Source organism: Vibrio fortis (genome assembly GCF_000695685.1).
GTDB classification, from domain to species: Bacteria; Pseudomonadota; Gammaproteobacteria; order Enterobacterales; family Vibrionaceae; genus Vibrio; species Vibrio fortis_A.
This window is the reverse complement of record NZ_JFFR01000004.1, coordinates 1-20205: the sequence shown is the minus strand read 5'-3', so window position 1 is coordinate 20205 and position 20205 is coordinate 1. Positions and strand designations below refer to the sequence as shown.

General features: G+C 43.5%; 14 protein-coding genes. 12 read left to right on the top strand and 2 right to left on the bottom strand.

Annotated elements, in window-relative coordinates; all coding sequences use genetic code 11:
- Positions 1 to 105 precede the first annotated feature (105 nt).
- The 5 genes from VFDL14_RS17495 to VFDL14_RS17520 all read left to right on the top strand — a co-directional run bounded on the left by VFDL14_RS17495 (position 106) and on the right by VFDL14_RS17520 (position 9752).
- Positions 106 to 1008 (top strand): hypothetical protein, encoded by a 903-nt coding sequence (locus VFDL14_RS17495; protein ID WP_032549882.1) that lies wholly within the window; start codon positions 106 to 108, stop codon positions 1006 to 1008.
- A 372-nt stretch (positions 1009 to 1380) separates the two neighbouring features.
- Positions 1381 to 3423: a type I restriction-modification system subunit M gene (locus VFDL14_RS17505; RefSeq protein ID WP_032549880.1), complete on the top strand. Its 2043-nt coding sequence runs from the start codon at positions 1381 to 1383 to the stop codon at positions 3421 to 3423.
- Complete coding sequence (locus VFDL14_RS17510) at positions 3423 to 4703, top strand: restriction endonuclease subunit S (protein WP_032549878.1); 1281 nt, start codon at positions 3423 to 3425, stop codon at positions 4701 to 4703. Before VFDL14_RS17505 ends, VFDL14_RS17510 begins: the two co-directional genes overlap by 1 nt.
- Positions 4703 to 7942, top strand: a complete 3240-nt coding sequence (locus VFDL14_RS17515; protein ID WP_032549877.1) for a type I restriction endonuclease subunit R — start codon at positions 4703 to 4705, stop codon at positions 7940 to 7942. Before VFDL14_RS17510 ends, VFDL14_RS17515 begins: the two co-directional genes overlap by 1 nt.
- A gap of 244 nt (positions 7943 to 8186) precedes the next feature.
- Positions 8187 to 9752, top strand: coding sequence for a DUF3987 domain-containing protein (locus tag VFDL14_RS17520; protein WP_160168786.1), 1566 nt, complete (start codon positions 8187 to 8189; stop codon positions 9750 to 9752).
- A gap of 101 nt (positions 9753 to 9853) precedes the next feature.
- Here VFDL14_RS17520 and VFDL14_RS17525 read toward each other — a convergent pair whose 3' ends face one another.
- Both VFDL14_RS17525 and VFDL14_RS17530 read right to left on the bottom strand, forming a co-directional pair.
- Positions 9854 to 10915, bottom strand: coding sequence for a tyrosine-type recombinase/integrase (locus VFDL14_RS17525; RefSeq protein WP_084181821.1), 1062 nt, complete (start codon positions 10913 to 10915; stop codon positions 9854 to 9856).
- 180 nt (positions 10916 to 11095) lie between these two features.
- Positions 11096 to 12163, bottom strand: a complete 1068-nt coding sequence (locus tag VFDL14_RS17530; RefSeq protein ID WP_032549874.1) for a site-specific integrase — start codon at positions 12161 to 12163, stop codon at positions 11096 to 11098.
- Positions 12164 to 12384: 221 nt separating this feature from the next.
- Between VFDL14_RS17530 and dusA the strand changes: the two genes are divergently transcribed.
- From dusA to VFDL14_RS17565, 7 genes are all read left to right on the top strand, one after another.
- Positions 12385 to 13365, top strand: coding sequence for a tRNA dihydrouridine(20/20a) synthase DusA (gene dusA, locus VFDL14_RS17535; protein ID WP_032549873.1), 981 nt, complete (start codon positions 12385 to 12387; stop codon positions 13363 to 13365).
- 193 nt (positions 13366 to 13558) lie between these two features.
- A complete protein-coding gene (pspG, locus tag VFDL14_RS17540) occupies positions 13559 to 13780 on the top strand; it encodes an envelope stress response protein PspG (RefSeq protein ID WP_032549872.1) in 222 nt (73 codons plus the stop codon).
- A 151-nt stretch (positions 13781 to 13931) separates the two neighbouring features.
- Positions 13932 to 14597 (top strand): TIGR04219 family outer membrane beta-barrel protein, encoded by a 666-nt coding sequence (locus VFDL14_RS17545; RefSeq protein WP_032549871.1) that lies wholly within the window; start codon positions 13932 to 13934, stop codon positions 14595 to 14597.
- A gap of 204 nt (positions 14598 to 14801) precedes the next feature.
- Positions 14802 to 15038 (top strand): hypothetical protein, encoded by a 237-nt coding sequence (locus VFDL14_RS17550; RefSeq protein ID WP_032549870.1) that lies wholly within the window; start codon positions 14802 to 14804, stop codon positions 15036 to 15038.
- 118 nt (positions 15039 to 15156) lie between these two features.
- Complete coding sequence (locus VFDL14_RS17555; protein ID WP_032549869.1) at positions 15157 to 17019, top strand: assimilatory sulfite reductase (NADPH) flavoprotein subunit; 1863 nt, start codon at positions 15157 to 15159, stop codon at positions 17017 to 17019.
- Complete coding sequence (gene cysI, locus VFDL14_RS17560) at positions 17019 to 18746, top strand: assimilatory sulfite reductase (NADPH) hemoprotein subunit (protein ID WP_032549868.1); 1728 nt, start codon at positions 17019 to 17021, stop codon at positions 18744 to 18746. Before VFDL14_RS17555 ends, cysI begins: the two co-directional genes overlap by 1 nt.
- Positions 18739 to 19515, top strand: coding sequence for a phosphoadenylyl-sulfate reductase (locus VFDL14_RS17565; RefSeq protein ID WP_032549867.1), 777 nt, complete (start codon positions 18739 to 18741; stop codon positions 19513 to 19515). The genes cysI and VFDL14_RS17565 overlap by 8 nt, the downstream gene beginning before the upstream one ends.
- Positions 19516 to 20205 lie beyond the last annotated feature (690 nt).

Below are 20205 nucleotides of genomic sequence, written 5' to 3'. Positions count from 1 at the left end.
ACAGGACGAAGCAACTTGTTGCTAGGTTTGCCTATCTTGAACTGCTGCATGTTTAGAGTAAGATTTTGAAACCATTGACCTTATTTGTATCATTACAATAAAGAGATGCTAAAAAACTGGACAGTAATAACAGAGTCAGCAAAGTGTGTGCTTGCTAGAGAGAGATATCTGAACGACGTAAAGCACAAGAACCACCGCAATACAGAAGCAATTTTGAATATATATGGCAGCGAGGACACATCGCTGAACATGATAAGAAATCGCGACAAATATGCTCTTCATCAGGCGAGTAAACGTAAAGGTGGTCGTCCGCCTAAAGCCGCTATTGAGCTAGTTTTCGCTCTCCCCAAAGGCATTCGCCCTAATCGCCATGAATGGCGCAAAATACTCAACATCATTATGCGCAACCTTGCCAGCTCCCTTGACGTCACTGGTAAGGACTTAGCTCAGATTACGAGAGCGGTAGTACATCAACAGGATCAATCTCAGGAGATAAGAGGTTCTGGAGATCATTTACACCTCTTATTGGGAAAGTTCACTAATGATCTAGTTTACTTACGAGATCTGCAAAGAAAGTCCACCACGAGACTCGTTAAGCAAGCTTTCAATACAGCGATACTTGAGGTGATGAAGATTGATCATCGAAGTTATTCATCCAAGAAAAGTTATCTTGGTCAGGCGAAGAGGCGAGCACCACAGTGGCAAGTTAAAGCCGCTCGCCGTAATCAAGAAATTGACGATAAAGCGAATGAAACAACGCAGCGATTAATGAAGCTGATGAGTCAGGCAACTAAGTGGTTAGAAGCATTCAAGTCAGAAGACTCTAGGCAAATGAATCGACAATACAACCGTATGAAAAAAGAACTTAACTTGGTCGACACTCTAGATGCCTCTGTGGAAGATAAAGAGTTGTCGATAATGTTAAAAACACTGTTGGAGCAAGTCGATAACAAGAGAAGTGGCGACGGTGAAAGCGAGCTGAAAAAAAGTTTGCGTCGTCTTTTTTAAATTTCTACAGTTAAGAAAAATGATGACAAAACTCATACATTTTCCCTATTGCTACCACCAAGCAATTGTTAAAAGAGCTGAAAAGAATCTACGACAGCGATACAAAGAAAACGACTTATTATTTGAATATGCGTCATTCATCATGATGGTCACCCCTCTAGTAGAAAGGTTAGGCATCAAAGCCGAAGGAGAGTTAAACTCTGGCTGTAGCGATGACACCGCCAAAAGAGTCGCTGCCTTAGTTGCTAAAATACTTTGGAATGATATGAGGGCGAATAATTTTCGTTACCTCTCCCCCCGATTAGATCACATCAATATTTGATTTTTCAGATATAATCAGCACAATTTTTCATATTCAATGTGCTGATTATAATGACTAACAACAACTTCTCTTCAACAGCCGCATTCCTGTGGTCGGTGGCTGACCTCCTACGTGGTGACTTTAAGCAATCTCAATACGGTCGTATCATCCTACCGTTCACACTATTAAGACGCCTAGAGTGTGTATTAGAAGAAACCAAGCCAGAAGTGATTGCTAAGTTTGAAGCAGTAAAAGCAATGCCAGTAGAAGCGCAAGAAAAGCTTTTAACGCACACGGCAAAGCTAAGCTTCTACAACACCTCTAAGATGGACTTAAACCGCCTTGGTGAAACAGGTGTCGCAAGCAACCTAGAGAGTTACATTCAGTCATTCAGCCCTAACGCTCGTGAAATCTTCGAGCACTTCGATTTTTTCAACACCATCGACAAGCTTGAAGAAGCAGACCTACTCTACAAAGTCGCTAAGCAGTTCGCTAAAACAGACCTACACCCAAACACCATCAGCAACTACGGCATGGGTTTAGTGTTTGAAGAACTAATAAGACGCTTTGCAGAAAGCTCAAACGAAACAGCGGGTGAGCACTTCACTCCAAGAGACATCGTTCGCCTGACCACATCATTGGTATTCAGCGATGATGATGAAGTGCTAACCCAATCAGGCTTAGTGCGTTCTATCTATGACCCAACAGCGGGTACAGGTGGCTTCCTATCTTCTGGTATGGAGTATGTGCACGAGCTAAACGAAAAGGCGTCACTATCGGCATTTGGTCAAGAGCTTAACCCTGAGTCTTACGCTATCTGTAAAGCGGATATGCTTATCAAAGGTCAGAAAGTCGATAACATCAAGCTAGGAAACACCCTATCGAACGATCAACTGCGCACTGAGAAGTTTGACTACATGCTGTCTAACCCGCCATTTGGTGTGGATTGGAAGAAGATTCAAAAGCACATCAACGATGAACACAAAGAGAAAGGCTTTGAGGGACGCTTCGGTGCAGGTCTACCTCGTGTTTCTGATGGCTCACTACTGTTCTTGATGCACCTTGTTAGCAAAATGCGACCACAGCATGAGGGTGGCTCTCGTATTGGTATCATCCTCAACGGCTCGCCACTGTTTACTGGTGGTGCAGGTAGCGGTGAGAGTGAGATTCGTCGTTATATCCTAGAGAACGACCTACTTGAAGCGATTGTCGCTCTACCTACCGATATGTTCTACAACACGGGTATCGCTACCTATGTATGGATTCTATCAAGCCATAAGCCAGAGCACCGTAAAGATAAGGTTCAGCTAATCAACGCATCGAAAGAGCGTGCAAAAGCGGGTGGTCGAGGTCGTAGCGGAGGTGCCGAGGTAGAAGGTGATGATGAACATGTATTCTACTCAGCAATGCGTAAGTCTCTTGGCAGTAAACGTAAAGAACTAACTGAAGAGAGCATCGAGACCATCGTAAAAACCTACGGTCAATTTGCTGAAAACGGCTTTAGTAAGCTGTTTGACTACAAAGAGTTTGGCTACCGTAGAATCACGGTTGAGCGCCCACTGCAACTGGCGATCTATCCAAGAGATGAAGCTCGCCTAGAAGCTCTACAAGCCGATAAAGCATGGGCGAAGCTAGATGAAGCACTACAACAAGCGGTTCTTGATGCACTAGCTTCCTTTGATGAAGAGAAGCTGCTATCTCGTGACCTCTTTAATAACACTATAAAAGCAAAACTAGCTCCAGCGAAACTAAGCGCAACACAGCTTAAACTAATCGTGAAGCACCTTGGTAAGCACGATGATGCAGCGGAAGTATGTAAGACCAAAGGTAAGGTAGAAGCTAACCCAGACCTACGTGATAACGAGAACGTACCATTAACCGAAACCGTTGAAGGTTACTTTGCTCGTGAAGTATTGCCACACGTTCCAGACGCTTGGATTGATGAAAGCAAAACTGATGAGAAAGACGGTGAGGTGGGTATTGTTGGCTACGAGATTCCATTTAACCGCCACTTCTATGTGTACGAACCACCAAGAGCATTAGAAGCGATTGATGCGGATTTGGATGCTGTATCGGCTGATATTATGCAGTTGCTTCAAGAGGTGCATTCGTAATGACTGGTCGTTATCAAGCTTATTCTGAATATAAAGATTCTGGTGTTGATTGGCTCGGCTCAATTCCATCTACTTGGAAGCTATCTCGAATTGGCGGAGTTTTTGAAGAAAGAAGAGAAAAAGTCAGTGACAAGGATTTTCCAGCACTATCTGTTACACGGGACGGAATTGTCCCTCAGTTAGATAACGCTGCAAAAACTGATGCTGGTGACAATCGAAAAAAAGTCTGTGCGGATGATTTTGTAATCAACAGTCGTTCGGATCGAAAAGGTTCTTCAGGAACATCTAAGCTGGATGGTTCAGTTTCTCTTATTAGTATCGTACTTATGCCTAGAAAGATTAACCCTGCATTCGCTCACCACTTATTGAGAAGCTATCCTTTTCAGCATGAGTTTTATAGATATGGCAAAGGGATTCATGCAGACCTTTGGAGTACCAATTACTCTGAAATGAAAAATATTCTATTGGCAGTACCAACAGAGGATGAACAACAAAAAATCGCCAACTTCCTCGATCATGAAACAGCCAAGATCGACACCTTAATCACTAAGCAAGAAAAGCTGATTGAGCTGTTAAAAGAAAAACGCCAAGCGGTGATTTCTCACGCTGTAACCAAAGGGCTTAATCCGCAAGCACCTATGAAAGATTCTGGTGTGGAATGGTTGGGTGAAGTGCCTGAGCATTGGGGTGTAGTGAAATGTGGCTATCTAGGTAACCTATTTGGTTCTGAAGCTATTGCCGAAGATTTGGTTAGTGATGATGGCGACATACCATTTATCAAGGTCTCGACTTTATCTTTAGACTCGTTTGATTTGTCAGAAAAAAGCTTCTTTGTTGATAGTGACATGGTTTCGGTAAACAAAGCTAAGTCTAACTATATTGCATTCCCAAAAAGAGGAGCAGCAATATTTACAAACAAAGTAAACATCGTGACTGAACCGTCTTTTATTGATCCCAACCTAATGGGGTGGGAGATCAACAACAGGGCTTTACCAGAGTATATTGCGTATATGCTAAAGCTACGTGGACTTGGTGACATTGCTGACGTATCTACTGTCCCACAAATCAATAACAAACATATTGAACCAATGAAGTTCCCATTACCTCCGCTTCAGGAACAGACAGACATATTGAAGTCTTTGAAAGGTCAAGTTGCTACTATTAATGAGTTAATCGAAAAATCAAATGTGGCTATAACTCTTATTAAAGAGCGCAAAACAGCCCTTATCTCAGCAGCAGTCACAGGTAAAATTGACGTGCGTAATTGGGAGGCAAACTGATGTCAGATGCAGCACAGGAAAAGGTATTTCAAAACGACATCCTTGACCAAATGCAGTCTCACGGTTGGCTGGTGGGTGAGTCAAACAAATACAACAAAGAGTTGGCACTTTACCCTGAAGATGTCATTAACTTTGCTAAGCAATCGCAACCCGAACAATGGGACAAGCTAGCCAAGCACTACCCTGAGACAGACCGTAATCCAACCGCTACAGCAGACGCACTACTGAAGTCACTAGAGCGAGAGCTAAAAAGCAAAGGGACGCTTTGGGTTCTGCGTAACCAAGTGAAAGATCGTGGTGCGAAGTTTAGCCTTTGTAGCTTTAAGCCAGACCATGATCTAAACCCAGATGCCACCGCTCGTTATGAGCAAAACATTTTGCGTGTTGTACCTGAGCTGGTGTACTCACCGCATACAACACCAGAATTTAAGGGTGATAAGGTTGCTAAAAGGTACCGAATTGATTTAACGCTGTTCGTTAATGGTATTCCTGTCGCTACCTGTGAGTTGAAATCTGAATTTAAGCAGTCGATTGATAATGCCAAAGTTCAGTATATGAAAGATAGGCAACCAAAAGACCCTGCAACCAATAAGCCAGAGCCGCTATTAACCTTTAAGCGTGGTGCATTGGTTCACTTTGCGGTGAGCCAGTACAACGTAGCAATGACGACTCGACTCAATGGTACGAGCACATTCTTCCTACCGTTTGACCAAGGTACGGTTGATGGTGGTGCGGGTAATGAACAGCCAGAGAACGAAAGTGAATACGCTACCGCTTACCTTTGGAATGAGATCTTCCAGAAAGAGAATCTATTACTGATTCTTGGTCGCTACATTCACCTAGAAGTGAAAGAAGAAGAGCAACTAGACGGCTCAATCAAAACCAAAGAAACCATGATTTTCCCTCGTTATCACCAGTGGGCGGTAGTATCAAAGCTACTGAACACGGTCGATATAGAGGGGACAGGTAACAAGTATCTGATTCAACACAGTGCTGGCTCAGGTAAATCTAACTCGATTGCTTGGCTATCCCACCAACTGGCATCTAAACACTACTACACCGATCACCCAGAGCTAAGTAAGCAAACGGGCGATAAGGTGTTTGACTCGGTCATTGTTATCACTGACCGAACGGTACTGGATAGCCAACTACAAGACACCATCTATCAGTTCGACCATAACGAGGGCATGATTGCCCGTGTAAATCGAGAAGAGGCACAAGGCAGTAAGTCTAGCCAACTAGCAGGAGAGCTAAAGGCAAGCACCTCGATCATCATCGTAACCATTCAAACATTCCCTCATGTGCTTGAAGCTATCCGTACAGACTCAACACTTGCAGGTCGTAGTTATGCGGTGATTGCCGATGAAGCACACTCAAGCCAAACAGGTACAACCGCTCGTAAGCTTCGTGAAGTGCTAATGGCTGAACAGCTAGAGGGTGATGAAGAACTAGATAGTGAAGATATGCTGCGTTTGTCTCTTGAAGCTCGTAAAGGCTCAAACAAGATCAGCTACTTTGCATTCACAGCAACACCAAAAGGTAAAACCCTTGAACTATTTGGTCGTCCTGAAGATCCAGACGCACCACTAAGCGATGACAACAAGCCATTGCCTTTCCATGTCTACTCGATGCGCCAAGCGATTGAAGAGGGTTTCATTCTCGATGTTCTGCAAAACTACACCAGTTATCGAGTTGCCTACCAATTAGCACACGACAACCCAGCGTCAGACCAAGAGGTAGACAGCAAGAAAGCCGCAACCAAAATGGCGAAGTGGGTTCGTTTGCACCCGCATAATATCGCCCAGAAAGTGGAAACCATCATTGAGCACTTCAATAGCAAGATTAAGCACTTGTTAGGTGGTGAGGCAAAAGCGATGGTTGTCACCAGTAGCCGTTTAGAGGCGGTGCGCTACAAGCTTGCCTTTGAAAAATATGTCGAGAGTAAAGGCTATGAGAACGTGAATGCGATGGTGGCGTTCTCTGGTGAGGTGAATGAGCCAGACCTACCCGAAGAGCAGTTCACCGAAAAGACCATGAACCCTAAGCTCAATGGTCGAGATATGCGTAAAGCCTTTGATACCGCTGATTATCAAGTGATGCTGGTGGCGAACAAGTTCCAGACAGGTTTTGACCAACCTAAGCTGGTGGCAATGTATGTCGATAAACCACTAAAAGGCGTTGAGTGTATCCAGACGCTTTCACGACTAAACAGAACTTGTAAGGGCAAAGATAAGACATTCGTTCTCGACTTCGTGAATGACCCAGAAGAGATCTTAAATGAGTTTAAGGTTTACTTCCAAACTGCTGAGCTAGCTGGCGTATCAGACCCGAACATTGTTTATGACCTAATGAACAAGCTTGCGGAAGCAGGCATCTACCAATGGTACGAGGTAGAGTCTTTCGTTGAAGCCTACAACAGCAAGCAAGCGAACCAAGCAAAACTCGCTAACCTCTGTAAGCCAGCTGTTGACCGTTTCACTATTCGTTATAAAGAAGCTACGCAAGTTCTTCAATCAACACAGTCAGAGCTGTCAAAAGCCAAGATTGAAAAGAACGACAAGGCGATTAAGTATTGCGAGAACCTAGTAAAAAATGCCAAAGAAGCACGAGACATCCTTGAGGTATTTAAGAAAGACCTAATCTCGTTCTACCGCTACTACGAATTCACCTCACAGATCGTAGACTTCGATGACTTTGAGCTAGAGAAGCTAAGTGTATTCGCTAAACACCTACATCCATTACTTCGCCTAGATGTTGTCGAGGATGATGTAGACCTATCCGATGTTGTAATGACGCATTACCGCCTACACGAACAGCGTGAAGCAGACCTACAACTAGGCTACAAAGTTGGTGAAGAGCAGAAGCATTACCTTGCTCCAACCAAAGAGGGTTCGGGCGCAACACCGAAAGACCCGAAAACTGAGCTACTCAACGAAATCATAGAACGCATGAATGACTTGTTTATCGAAGATGGGTTATCAGAAAATGATATGCTCAACTATGCAAACACCATCATGGGTAAGGTTGCTGAAAACGAAGTAGCAATGGATCAGGTGAAGAACAACACTAAAGAACAAGCGATGCTAGGTCAGTTCCCTGAAGCCATTCAAACCGCCATTATTGAGAGTATGGAAACGCATAATGAGATGGCGATGAAAGCACTGTCTGAGGAGTTGGTATCGAAAGGTATTGCTAGCTTGGTGTTTGATATGTTGGTGCGTGGCGGGGCAAAGCAATAGAGCTCAACCTCGTTTTTTGATGCTGTAAACGCAGTTTGCAGATCAAGGGGCGAGGCTCTGCGAATGCAGAATTGTACTTAATACCATCAATGTGTGGAATATGTGGGTGATGTGGATATACCTACTGTTTACTCTGATTTAGTTCATTCATAGACCGCACTATACCAGTGCGGTTTTTTTTAAGATAAGCAAAAAAATTTGCATCGCCACTAAATAAGATTCATGTTTAAGAAAAATGATTCTTATGAAAGAAAAGAATGATGTTTTAACCCCAGCAGAAGTACAAAACAAATTTGAGTTTTCTTGGGGAACTCCTCAACCCATCCCTGAAGATGAAGAGCGATTTGACTTAAAAAGTGTGAAGCCTCTTCATCCGCAAATGTTGCCCAAAGCGCTGAGAGCCTATTGCTATAGTGCAGCGTATTCACTTAACAATACCGCGCCTGACTTTTTAGCTGTCACTTTAATTTCAAGTTTGAGTATTGTCCTCGGTGGCAACGTGGCGGTGCAGCCGAAACAAAATGATAGTTGGTCGCTCAATCCAATATTTTTCTCGATGATTGTTGGCTATGCCTCAGACATGAAAAGCCCTGCGCTCAATGCTGGCGTCAGATTTTTGCAAGAGCTCCAGAAAAACGCACTTGAAGAAGACAATAAGCTGAAGAACATCCTTTACGCCTCCAATAAAAGGCGTTATGAAAAAGAGTATAAGCAGTTGATATCCGAACTCGATGCAGCCACGGAGCAGGAGGATGATCTGCTAGCCATGGAGTTAGCAGGGCGATTATCTAACTTGATTGAGCCTGAGGCTCCACTCGCTAGAGAGCTTGTTTGTAATGACACTACAATGGAGGCGGCTTGTCAGTTATTAGAGACAAACCCCAGTGGTGTGCTCTGTGTGAGAGATGAATTGAGCGGGTGGTTCGACTCATTAAGGAAAAATGGTCGAGAGGAAGAAAGAGCGTTTTACCTTACTGCACATGATGCCTCGAATAGTGAATATAAACAAAATCGAGTGACGAGAAAAAATATCGTGCTGAAACGATTATGTATGTCTGTCGTTGGCGGTATCCAACCCAAAATGCTCCGAAGAGAGGTTATTGAGAAGCTCAAAGGTGTCAAAGACGACGGGTTACTCGAACGATTTTTGCAGATGGGTGTCATGCCTGATATCCACGACATTAAAGCTACAGATACAAAAATTGATGGCGACCTCACCAAAGCTGTGATGAAATTTTTTGAGTTATTTAGCCAGTTCGATACACCGCTTGAACCAGTGACATTCACCTTTAGTCCCGAAGCTCAAAAACGTTGGGATACTTGGAATAAACAAGCAGTAGAAAGACAGCTATCAGCGACAGAATCGCTTCAATCGTTCTATGGAAAAAGACCAGCCCACTGTGCCAAGTTAGCGCTAGTGTTCCACCTTGTCGAACAAGCTACAGAGCAATTACATGAGACGTCATTTAAGCCGAATCTGCGAATATCTAAGCGTGCCCTACTGCAGGCTATCAGTTGGAGCAGTTATCTAGAGCTACATGCACAACGTATTATTGCGTTATCAAACTCTAAAATCATCAGTTATGAATCTGCGAAGAAGCTGGAGTCCAAACTAAGACACTTATACCCACATTTCACCGCGCAAGACATTGCGTGGGCAAAATGGAAAGATCTGAAAGACAAATATGAACGTGCTGATGCGATTCAAATGCTAGAAAAACTGGGTTATATCGTTGAAGACCAGATCCCCTCAAAAAATGACGGTCGACTCGTCAAAGGTTATCGTGTACACCCTTGTTATATTGATTGATGCTAGCTAGCAGTGCTCAATTAACCATTTGAAAAGTAGCCACCACTCGTTGAACTTGAACTGAGTGGTGGCACTGGAGGGCGTTAGGCTTAACTTGAGCTCTACCGAGTAGAAAGCTCGATCAACCGTAAGTAGTGCCCATAGAGAATTTTTGTACTCTGATTACCTGTTATTTTTCCAATCTCTTCCAGACTTTTCCCAGCTTTGTGCATGGTTGTGACTGCATGGGCTTTTAAGTCTCTGAATTGGTAGTCTTCGATTCCTGCTTTTCTTACAGCCTTACGGAACGCAGCGCTGATGCTACTCCCAATATAAGGGAATATTCGCGGGTCATCATCCGCCTTCCTTTGTATTTGCCTTTCAATTAGATGAACCTGTGATTCAGTTAGCTGTATCACTGTTGTTGGCTTTCGGCACGTTGGGCTTTTTCTGTTTCGTATGGTTAGGGTCTGTTTATCTCTGTTGTAGTCATCCCAAGATACTTTTGTTATCTCTCCTTGTCTTGAACCTATTTCACTAGAGAGCTCAACAATGTCATCCAAAGGAAGTGCTGTATTTTCCGCTTTCACGAATTTCATTAGTCGTTTCATCTCTTCGCTTTTTAAAAGGCGTTCCCTTGGTATGCTTTGTGCTATGACTTTGCGTTGACGAAGGACGTCACATGCATCTTTGAAAACCTCAGCATCGAATTTTAAAGTAAATATGGCTTTTGCTTGCTTGAGAGCTGACTTCAAATTTGAAAAATCTACGCTGATAGTTGCAGGTGAGATAGCTGGGTTTCTTGTTTGCCTTTCTTCAGCGTGTTCAATTAAGTGGCTCGGCATGAGATAGGCGAGCTCAATGTTGGCAATAGAAAACCCCTTTAACATCTTTAGATTTGAAATGACCTTTTGGCTTGTTGTTTTCAAAAATGTCTGATCAGACATTAGCTTATCTAAAGCGCATCCTACGGTAACTTTTTTGTTGCGCTTTAGATAAACTAATCCCTTGTAGCCTTCTTTTTTTTCAATTTGCTTCGCCTCTTCTAGCCATCGTGTTGCTCCTTGTCTTGAATCAAATGTTCTGCAAACTTCAATTAATTTTTTTCCAAAGAGGTACTTTCTAATACGAGCCTTATATCTTAACTCATCTTTTCTTCTTACTACTTCAATCATTGTTGCCATGTCGCCTTTACTTATGTGTGTGACTTTATCTGTGGCTCAATCTATAATTGAGGCAGGTGCCAGCGCAAATAATCCGAATGATTTTAGTAAATTAGGTGATTTGGTGTACCAAAGTTGAGATAAGATGTTTTAGTGCCAAGAAAGCGAGGGCACATTCCTCCTCGCTTCATTGGTTCAGAGTTAGCGGTTATGCATGGCTTCTACCCCTAATCTAAGATAGATATTGTTAAGAACATTGATGTCTCGATGTCCTGTGATCTTACTTATTTGAACTACATCTAGCCCTCTCTCAAAGAGCCTACAAGCTCCTTCAGCTCGCAAGTCATGATACCTAAGATCTTGAATACCATTAGCTTTAGCGACTCTTTGCCATGCTGCGGTGATAGATCTCGCTTCTACTGGGAAAATAAGGTCATTGACTCGTGGTTGTCGCGAAATTATATCTTTAGTTTCTTTATCTAGAGGGATAGTGGTGTTGTTCCCGAATTTGTGGCGAGGATTCTTTCTATTTCGTACTACAAGTGTTGCTGAGGAGCTATTAAAGTCATCCCAGCGTAGCTTCGTGATTTCGCTTACTCTCATGCATGTGTTAATAGATACATGAAAAATATCTGCTAAAGGTATGTGTGAAGCATGATGTTGCTGCCTTTGAAGTAAACCCTCCTCCATAATTCTTAACTCTTCAGGGGTTGGACGTCGATCCCTCTGGTTTGATCTACCAATTAGCCCGTAATGAATCAGCGATGGTATAGCCTCATGGTGAGCCTGTGTATTCGCTTTATACCCAAACATGGCATTAGCTACATCAAGAACGCTTTTTAGGTAGGTAATATCATGATAAATGGTTTGAGGTTGGGGGCACGAATCTTCAGCTTGTCTCATTTTGCAGTGTTTGATGAGGTCATAAGCTCGTATTTCATCGGAGTACAACAGTGCTAACGGGTATGTTCGCAGTCGACTCAATACAGCATGTTTTGAGCGACCAATAGTTGGTGCTATAACGGGGTCATTCAGATAAAGCGTTATGAGGTCACCGATCGTTATGGGCTTAGACTTTGCGCTACCATCAGGAATGCCGTTTGTCTCTAGATTCTCAAGTGTCTCTGCTGCCCACTTTTTTGCGTCAGTGCGTTTATCAAACGTCTTTGACTCTTCATACAGCTTCTTCCCTTTGCGGGTGAGTCGGATACGAGCTTTATATTTTGTTCCCGTTTTTCTCTTGATTGTTTCTATTGTAGATGTCGCCATTGTAAACCTCTTTTATTGATTGAAAGAGGCTGTTTCTAGTGTGAGTTTTGTCACGAAATGTCAGTGTGTGTATAATCCACCGCATTTCGTTTTTATTGTCCCTCAAATTGTCCCCTAAAATGTCCCTTGGGGGACAATTAGGGGTGTTTGAGTGTTTCAACCTTGCAACAGTTAATTGAACGGTGTCTTTTTAAGTTGTTGCTTTATAAGGAATAATTTTAATGTATCAATCAAATAGATTTTCCGTTGCACCCATGCTCGATTGGACTGATCGTCACTGTCGCTACTTCCACCGCCTGCTGTCTCAGCAGACTCTTCTGTATACAGAAATGGTAACGACAGGCGCAATACTGCATGGTAAAGGTGATTTCCTAGAGTACAGCGAGCAAGAGCACCCTGTGGCGCTTCAATTAGGTGGCTCAAACCCAGTTGATTTGGCGGAATGTGCGAAGTTAGCTGCTGAGCGTGGTTACGATGAAGTGAACCTTAATGTAGGTTGCCCATCTGATCGTGTTCAAAACGGTCGCTTTGGTGCATGCCTTATGGCCGAACCTGAGCTGGTGGCAGATTGTGTTTCAGCGATGAAAGAAGTCACCGATATTCCTATTACAGTAAAAACGCGTATTGGCATCGATGAGCAGGATTCATACGAGTTCCTAACTAAGTTTATCTCAACGGTTTCAGAGAAAGGCGGTTGTGAGCAATTTACCATTCACGCTCGTAAAGCGTGGCTGAGTGGCTTGAGCCCGAAAGAGAACCGTGAGATCCCACCGCTAGACTACACACGTGCTTACCAAGTGAAGAAAGATTTCTCTGACTTAGTGATTGCGGTGAATGGTGGCATTACTACTCTAGAGCAAACCAAAGAACACCTTCAGCACTTAGATGGCGTAATGATTGGTCGTGAGGCTTACCATAGCCCATATATTCTGGCTGAAGTGGATCAGCAGATCTTCGGTTTAGACACACCAATCAAGAAACGTTCGCAGGTTGTTGAAGAGATGTACCCGTACATTGAGCAAGAACTGATGAAAGGCGCGAGCCTAGGTCATATCTCTCGTCATATGCTTGGTCTGTTCCAAAGCATGCCGGGTGCAAGACAGTGGCGTCGTTATATCAGTGAGAACGCGCATAAGAAAGGTGCAGGTATCGAAGTGATGCAAACTGCACTGGCGAAAATTCCTAAAGAATTGAATGTGTAATCTCTAGGTTTATCATCTAGGCGAAATTTACCACCATTGGTTATTTTAACCATTAACAAGAAGTCTAAAGCCATGCATGAAAATGTGTGGCTTTTTATTTTATTGATTTTTAAGGGTTTTATTTTTATCTCGTGTTGGTATGGAAGCTGCAATAAGTAAGATTAAGAGAAACAGGTCATCATAGGAGACCATTATGTTCGAATTAATCTTTGTTCTTATCTTCGTTGCGACGCTATTGGTAACAGGCATTACCTTTATGACGGTATTAGCAGCAACAGGACTTGCACTCGTTGTGATGGTCGTACTGGGGATGGTAGGAGCGGTATTAAAAATATTACCTTGGTTGATTGTCATCGCGATTGGTATTTGGTTCTTCAAGAACGTAGTAAACAGCTCTAATCCTCGTCGTTATTAATGGGTTACTGCTCGAAAGTCATGGCAACGTCAAATTTGATAGCAACGGATGTTTATCGCATCCGTTGTGCATATGTGTGGTAGAATTTTACTCATTAGTCTATGAATGTACTTAGAATTAGTACAACGCAATGGAACGGGAGCTCTCTCAAATGAATAAAATGCCATTAATTGCTTTAGTGGGAATGTTATCTTTAAGTTCGACAACGTCTGCTCAAGAAGAACCTTTCTACACGGCGAAAGTCGGTGCCGATATGTGGTGGGGAAGTACAAAGCTTAATGAAGTAAGACAAGATGATTCACAATCGCCGTCTTTGTACTTTGCATTTGAGCACAAGTTCCCAATGTTGCCGAACGCAAGTATTCGTTACACGTCAGTGGATGCTGATGCATTGGCTTTTGATAAGTACGATTACACCTTCTACTACACACTGCTAGAGCATAAGTTAATGAACTTTGATGCGGGTGTGACCTTCACTCAGTACTCAAACTCAAACTACGTGGAACCTAAAACGGGCGGTGCTCAAACGGATTTCGATGAGTTGACGTGGAGCTTTTACGGTAACGCTGAAATTAATGTTCCTGATACTAACTTTGATATCATCGGAACAATGGAGTTTGGTGACAGTAGCGGTATCAAGAGCACTGACCTAATGGCGGGTGTTCAGTACCGAATCCCAGTTGCCGACACACAAGTTGCGCTACGTGGTGGCTACCGCGTTATCGATCTAGATTCTGATGAGTTCTTTACTTCTGACCTCGGTAAGAGCTTCGTGATGGTTGATGGCTGGTTTGCGGGTGCAGAAGTTCGCTTCTAATATCGCGATTGTACGACTGCAGGCGATAAGCCGAATTAAATGATATGAAAACGCCACTGACTCTCAGTGGCGTTTTTTGTTTTGGATATACCAATCTGGAATGAGTTAGTACTCTCATCACTTTTGGGGATTCTTATGCATTGCCTCAATCGACGTCTATTATTAAAAGACACAGTATTGCAGAGTCACAGCAAAGGATGGGATATGACACTCAATGAACTACGCACTCTATATCGAGAAAATCTGCTGGTGGAAGCAATCATAGAGCCCTCAATCCAAGAAGGGGCTTGGGTTGTGGAGTTTCGACACATGAGCGGCGGCTTTGTACTGTTGACCGATGTACACGGTGAAGAGTGCCATTATGCTGACCTAGACCTCGCATCAAAGTCCGCAATGGCCGTCGGATTTCAACAGGTACGCATCGAAAATCAGCAACAGTAGAGAATCCGATAACGGCTTTTTACTTCCAAAAAGTTATAAAACATACTTTTCTATTCTTTCTTGTTATTAAAAGGAGTGGTTAATCTATCGTCACGCAATGATTAGGGATGTCGTGACCATGTCTTTAAATAAGAAAGAGTCTTCACAGAATAACGCACAAGCAGGTAGCAACGAACTACCGGGCTTAGCTGCACCATTAAATGATCAACAATTAGGTCATCTTCAACAGAGTGTTTCAGAACTTTCACCGCAACAGCTTGCTTGGGTAAGTGGTTATCTATGGGGTGTAAGCCAAAACCAACCTTCAGCGGCAGCAGCACCTATTGCTCAAGCAGCAGCTGTGGTTGCGGCTAAACCTGCAGGTAAGCTAAGCATCATTTTTGCTTCTCAAACGGGGAACGCAAAGGGTGTCGCGGAAGCACTAGAGTCTGAAGCAAAAGCACAAGGCATTGCGGTTGAGCTGTTCGACGCGAGTGACTACAAAGGTAAGAACTTAGCGAAAGAAACACACGTTATCTTCGTTGCTTCAACCAACGGCGAGGGTGAAGCCCCTGATAATGCGATTGAACTGCATGAATTCCTTCAGTCGAAGAAAGCACCTAAGCTACCGAACCTACAATATGGTGTCATCGGTCTTGGTGACTCAAGTTATGAGTTCTTCTGCCAAACTGGTAAAGATTTCGATAGCTTCCTATCTAAACTCGGCGCGACGCCATTTATTGATCGTGTTGATCTAGATGTGGACTACGAAGCACCAGCAGAAGAGTGGCGCGCATCAGCACTTGAGAAAGTGAAAGAAGCACTCTCTTCAGGTACTGAAGCTGAGGTGGTTCAACTTCCTGTAGGCCAACAAGCGGCTGGTCATAGTCTTTACACCAAACAGAATCCATACACAGCAACACTATTAACTAGTCAAAAGATCACTGGTCGTGATTCAGGTAAAGACGTTCGTCATATCGAAATCGATCTGGATGAGTCTGGTATTACTTACCAACCGGGTGATGCATTGGGCGTGTGGTTTGAAAACAGCTCAGAACTAGCAAATCAAATCCTAGCGAAAGTAGGTCTTTCTGGCGTAGAGAGTGTTGATGTAGATGGTGAGGGTCTTTCTATTCATAGTGCTCTAGTCAGCAAATATGAGATCACGACATCTAACCCACAACTCGTGACTAAGTTCGCAGAGTTATCGGGCAGTAAGAAGCTAGCGAAGCTGGTGGAAGATAAAGACAAGCTTCGTGAATATGCAGGTAGCACTCAAGTTGTCGATGTTCTAGCAGAGAAGAAGACAAAACTGTCTGCTGATGAACTGGTTGGTCTGCTACGCAAGCTTACGCCGCGTCTTTACTCAATTGCATCAAGCCAATCTGAAGTTGATGAAGAAGTTCACCTAACAGTAGGCTTGGTTGAATACCAAAAAGGTGATGAGTCTCGTCAAGGTGGCGCATCAAGCTTCTTAGCCCAGCGCCTAGAAGAGGGCGGTGAAGTGAAAGTATTCGTAGAGAACAATAATAACTTCAAACTTCCTCAAGATGATGCAACACCGATCATCATGATTGGCCCAGGTACAGGTATCGCACCATTCCGTAGCTTCATTCAAGAACGTGACAACAATGATGCTGAAGGTAATAGCTGGTTGTTCTTTGGCGACCGTACCTTCACTCAAGATTTCCTATACCAAGTTGAATGGCAGAAATACTTGAAGTCAGGCGCGCTAACCAAGCTTGATGTGGCATTTAGTCGCGACCAGCAAGAGAAGGTGTACGTTCAAGACCGTCTTATCGAGCAAGCTGAACAAGTGTGGCAGTGGCTACAAGAGGGCGCTTACCTATACGTATGTGGTGATGCGACTCGTATGGCAAAAGATGTCAACGAAGCACTGATCACAATCGCACAAGAACAAGGCAAGCAGAGCCGAGAGCAAGCCGAAGAATATATTAACGATCTACGTAAAGCGAAACGTTACCAAAGGGATGTGTACTAATGAGCAAGCAAGTAATAGAGCAAGAAGTATTAGGCCAAGTGCTTGGCCCATTAGCAGACAACGAACGTTTAAAGCGTGAAAGTAATCATCTGCGTGGCACCATTGAAGCCGATCTACAAGATCGCATCACAGGTGGCTTTACTGCAGATAACTTCCAGTTGATTCGTTTCCACGGTATGTATCAACAAGATGACCGTGATATCCGTAACGAGCGTGCAAAGCAAAAGCTAGAACCGCTACATAATGTGATGCTTCGTGCGCGTATGCCGGGTGGCATCATTACACCAAAGCAGTGGCTAGCAATTGATAAATTCGCGGATGAGAGCACTTCGTATGGTTCTATCCGACTCACTACGCGTCAAACGTTCCAGTTTCACGGTGTATTGAAGCCAAATATCAAGTTGATGCACCAAACGCTAAACAGCATCGGTATTGATTCGATCGCGACTGCGGGTGACGTAAACCGTAACGTGCTATGTACAACTAACCCAGTAGAATCTGAGCTTCATCAAGAAGCTTACGAGTGGGCGAAGAAAATCAGTGAGCACCTTCTGCCAAAAACGCGTGCTTATGCTGAGATCTGGCTAGATGGCGAGAAACTAGAAACAACCGACGAAGAGCCGATTCTAGGTAGCAATTATCTACCTCGTAAATTCAAAACCACGGTAGTGATCCCACCACAGAACGATGTGGATGTTCACGCTAATGACCTGAACTTCGTGGCAATTGCAGAAGACGGCAAGCTGGTGGGCTTTAATGTGCTTGTTGGTGGTGGTCTAGCAATGACTCATGGTGATACGTCGACTTATGCACGTAAAGCTGATGACTTTGGTTTTGTACCACTAGCAAACACATTAGATGTGGCTGCTGCTGTGGTAACAACACAACGTGATTGGGGTAACCGTTCTAACCGTAAGAACGCAAAGACCAAGTACACACTAGACCGTGTTGGCATTGATGTCTTTAAAGCTGAAGTCGAGAAACGTGCAGGCGTGAAATTCTCTGATAGCCGCCCTTATGAGTTTACTGGTCGAGGCGATCGCATCGGTTGGTCTGAAGGTATCGATGGTAAATTCCATTTAGCACTATTCATTGAGAACGGTCGTCTACTGGATTTCCCAGGTAAGCCACTTAAAACCGGTGTTGCTGAAATCGCTAAGATCCATAAAGGCGATTTCCGCATGACAGCAAACCAAAACTTGATTGTTGCAGGTGTGCCAAAGAGTCAAAAAGCCAAGATCGAGAAGCTTGCTCGTGAATATGGTCTGATGGACGATGCGGTAACCGAGCAGCGTAAAAATTCAATGGCATGTGTGGCATTCCCAACTTGTCCGTTAGCAATGGCTGAGGCGGAGCGTTTCCTTCCTGAGTTTGTGACTGATGTGGAAGGCATTCTTAAGAAGCATGGCTTACCGGAAGATGACAACATTATCCTGCGCATTACGGGCTGTCCAAATGGTTGTGGTCGAGCGATGCTAGCGGAGCTTGGTCTAGTGGGTAAGGCTCCGGGTCGCTACAACATGCACTTAGGTGGTAACCGAGCGGGTACACGAATTCCTAAGATGTATAAAGAGAACATCACCTCTGCACAAATCCTTCAAGAGATCGATGAGCTGGTGGCTCGTTGGGCAAATGAAAGAGAAGAGGGTGAGGGGTTCGGTGATTTCACCATTCGCGCCGGCATCATTGAAGAAGTGATTATTTCTAAGAGGGATTTACATGCATAATTCTGTGACTTCCAAATTGAAGTTAGCAGATCTGCTTGCATTAACCAAGACGGAGCAAATCCTCCGTCTTTCAGAAATCAATGCTGAGTTAGAGACGCTAACCGCTCAACAAAGAGTTAAGTGGGCACTAGATAATCTAGAAGGCAATCACGTTGTCTCATCTAGTTTTGGGATTCAAGCGGCGTTAATGCTTCACCTTGTGACCCAAGCGAAGCCGGATATTCCAGTGATCTTGACGGATACTGGTTACCTTTTCCCTGAAACGTACCGCTTCATTGATGAGTTAAGTCAGCAACTGACATTAAATCTTCAAGTCTTTAGAGCGAAACAGAGTCCGAATTGGCAAGAAGCACAATACGGCAAGTTATGGGAGCAAGGTTTAGAAGGGATAGAAAAGTACAACAAGCTGAATAAAGTCGAGCCAATGAGGCGTGCACTGGATGAGCTTGATGCCGGGGTTTGGTTCTCGGGTTTGAGAAGAGAGCAATCTAAGTCTCGTGCAAACCTTCCTATTCTCTCTATCCAAAACGGTGTGTTTAAGTTCTTGCCTGTCATCGACTGGAGTAATAAAGATGTTCATTATTACTTAGAAGAGCATGGTTTGAGCTATCACCCACTACGAGAAGAAGGCTACCTATCCATTGGTGACACTCACACTACTAAGAAGTGGGAGCCGGGTATGACCGAAGAAGAAACTCGATTTAATGGTTTAAAACGCGAATGTGGTCTTCATGAAGACGATGGTGAGCAATACGGTTCCGGTATTTAATCCATCTTGTGTTGAAAAAGCTGCTTTTAAGCAGCTTTTTTTGTGTTTGTAGAATACAAAAAACATCAATTGTGGATAACTCTGTGGGTAGCTTGTAGTTCGATTGGGGTTAAACTTGCATAAATATGGCTTTGAATGTTATTTCTGCACTTAAGCGTTATTTTTGCAATTTTCTTGAATTAAAGCTTGCCAATGTGAGGAACATCTCTATAATGCCGCCTCACTGACACGGCAGACGCCACAAGGCTTCAGCGAAGAATGTTAGTTCGGCAACTAGCTTAAAGCGATATTTCGCTCCTACTTTTAGAAAGTAGAAATTAATTTTCAAAAAGTGTTTGACACTGAGAATTAAGTCGCTAGAATGGCCGCCTCTTCCGAAGTGATGTAAGTCACAACGAAGAGAAGCTCTTTAACAATTCTAAGTTTGTTTTCGCTTTTATAAGCAAAGGCAAACAGATACTTCGGTATCAAAATGATTTCAATGAACTGAGTGACCAATTCGAATTGGTACAGCCTTGAGCTGTTTGATTTCATTTTTTAAAGTGAAAACCAATTTAGAGCACAGTCAATTCACAGTCACTATTCGTAAGCTTTTTGCTAAAACGAATGGGGAATGTAATCAGTATTCATTGAGTCGACAAAATCTTAAATTGAAGAGTTTGATCATGGCTCAGATTGAACGCTGGCGGC

Bases quoted from the DNA above. Each gene is read 5' to 3' on its own strand.
- VFDL14_RS17545 (WP_032549871.1), top strand. From the start codon at position 13,932: ATGAATAAAATGCCATTAATTGCTTTAGTGGGAATGTTATCTTTAAGT.
- cysI (WP_032549868.1), top strand. From the start codon at position 17,019: ATGAGCAAGCAAGTAATAGAGCAAGAAGTATTAGGCCAAGTGCTTGGC.
- VFDL14_RS17505 (WP_032549880.1), top strand. From the start codon at position 1,381: ATGACTAACAACAACTTCTCTTCAACAGCCGCATTCCTGTGGTCGGTG.
- VFDL14_RS17520 (WP_160168786.1), top strand. From the start codon at position 8,187: ATGAAAGAAAAGAATGATGTTTTAACCCCAGCAGAAGTACAAAACAAA.
- pspG (WP_032549872.1), top strand. From the start codon at position 13,559: ATGTTCGAATTAATCTTTGTTCTTATCTTCGTTGCGACGCTATTGGTA.
- dusA (WP_032549873.1), top strand. From the start codon at position 12,385: ATGTATCAATCAAATAGATTTTCCGTTGCACCCATGCTCGATTGGACT.
- VFDL14_RS17555 (WP_032549869.1), top strand. From the start codon at position 15,157: ATGTCTTTAAATAAGAAAGAGTCTTCACAGAATAACGCACAAGCAGGT.
- VFDL14_RS17515 (WP_032549877.1), top strand. From the start codon at position 4,703: ATGTCAGATGCAGCACAGGAAAAGGTATTTCAAAACGACATCCTTGAC.
- VFDL14_RS17510 (WP_032549878.1), top strand. From the start codon at position 3,423: ATGACTGGTCGTTATCAAGCTTATTCTGAATATAAAGATTCTGGTGTT.
- VFDL14_RS17525 (WP_084181821.1), bottom strand. From the start codon at position 10,915: ATGGCAACAATGATTGAAGTAGTAAGAAGAAAAGATGAGTTAAGATAT.
- VFDL14_RS17495 (WP_032549882.1), top strand. From the start codon at position 106: ATGCTAAAAAACTGGACAGTAATAACAGAGTCAGCAAAGTGTGTGCTT.
- VFDL14_RS17565 (WP_032549867.1), top strand. From the start codon at position 18,739: ATGCATAATTCTGTGACTTCCAAATTGAAGTTAGCAGATCTGCTTGCA.
- VFDL14_RS17530 (WP_032549874.1), bottom strand. From the start codon at position 12,163: ATGGCGACATCTACAATAGAAACAATCAAGAGAAAAACGGGAACAAAA.
- VFDL14_RS17550 (WP_032549870.1), top strand. From the start codon at position 14,802: ATGACACTCAATGAACTACGCACTCTATATCGAGAAAATCTGCTGGTG.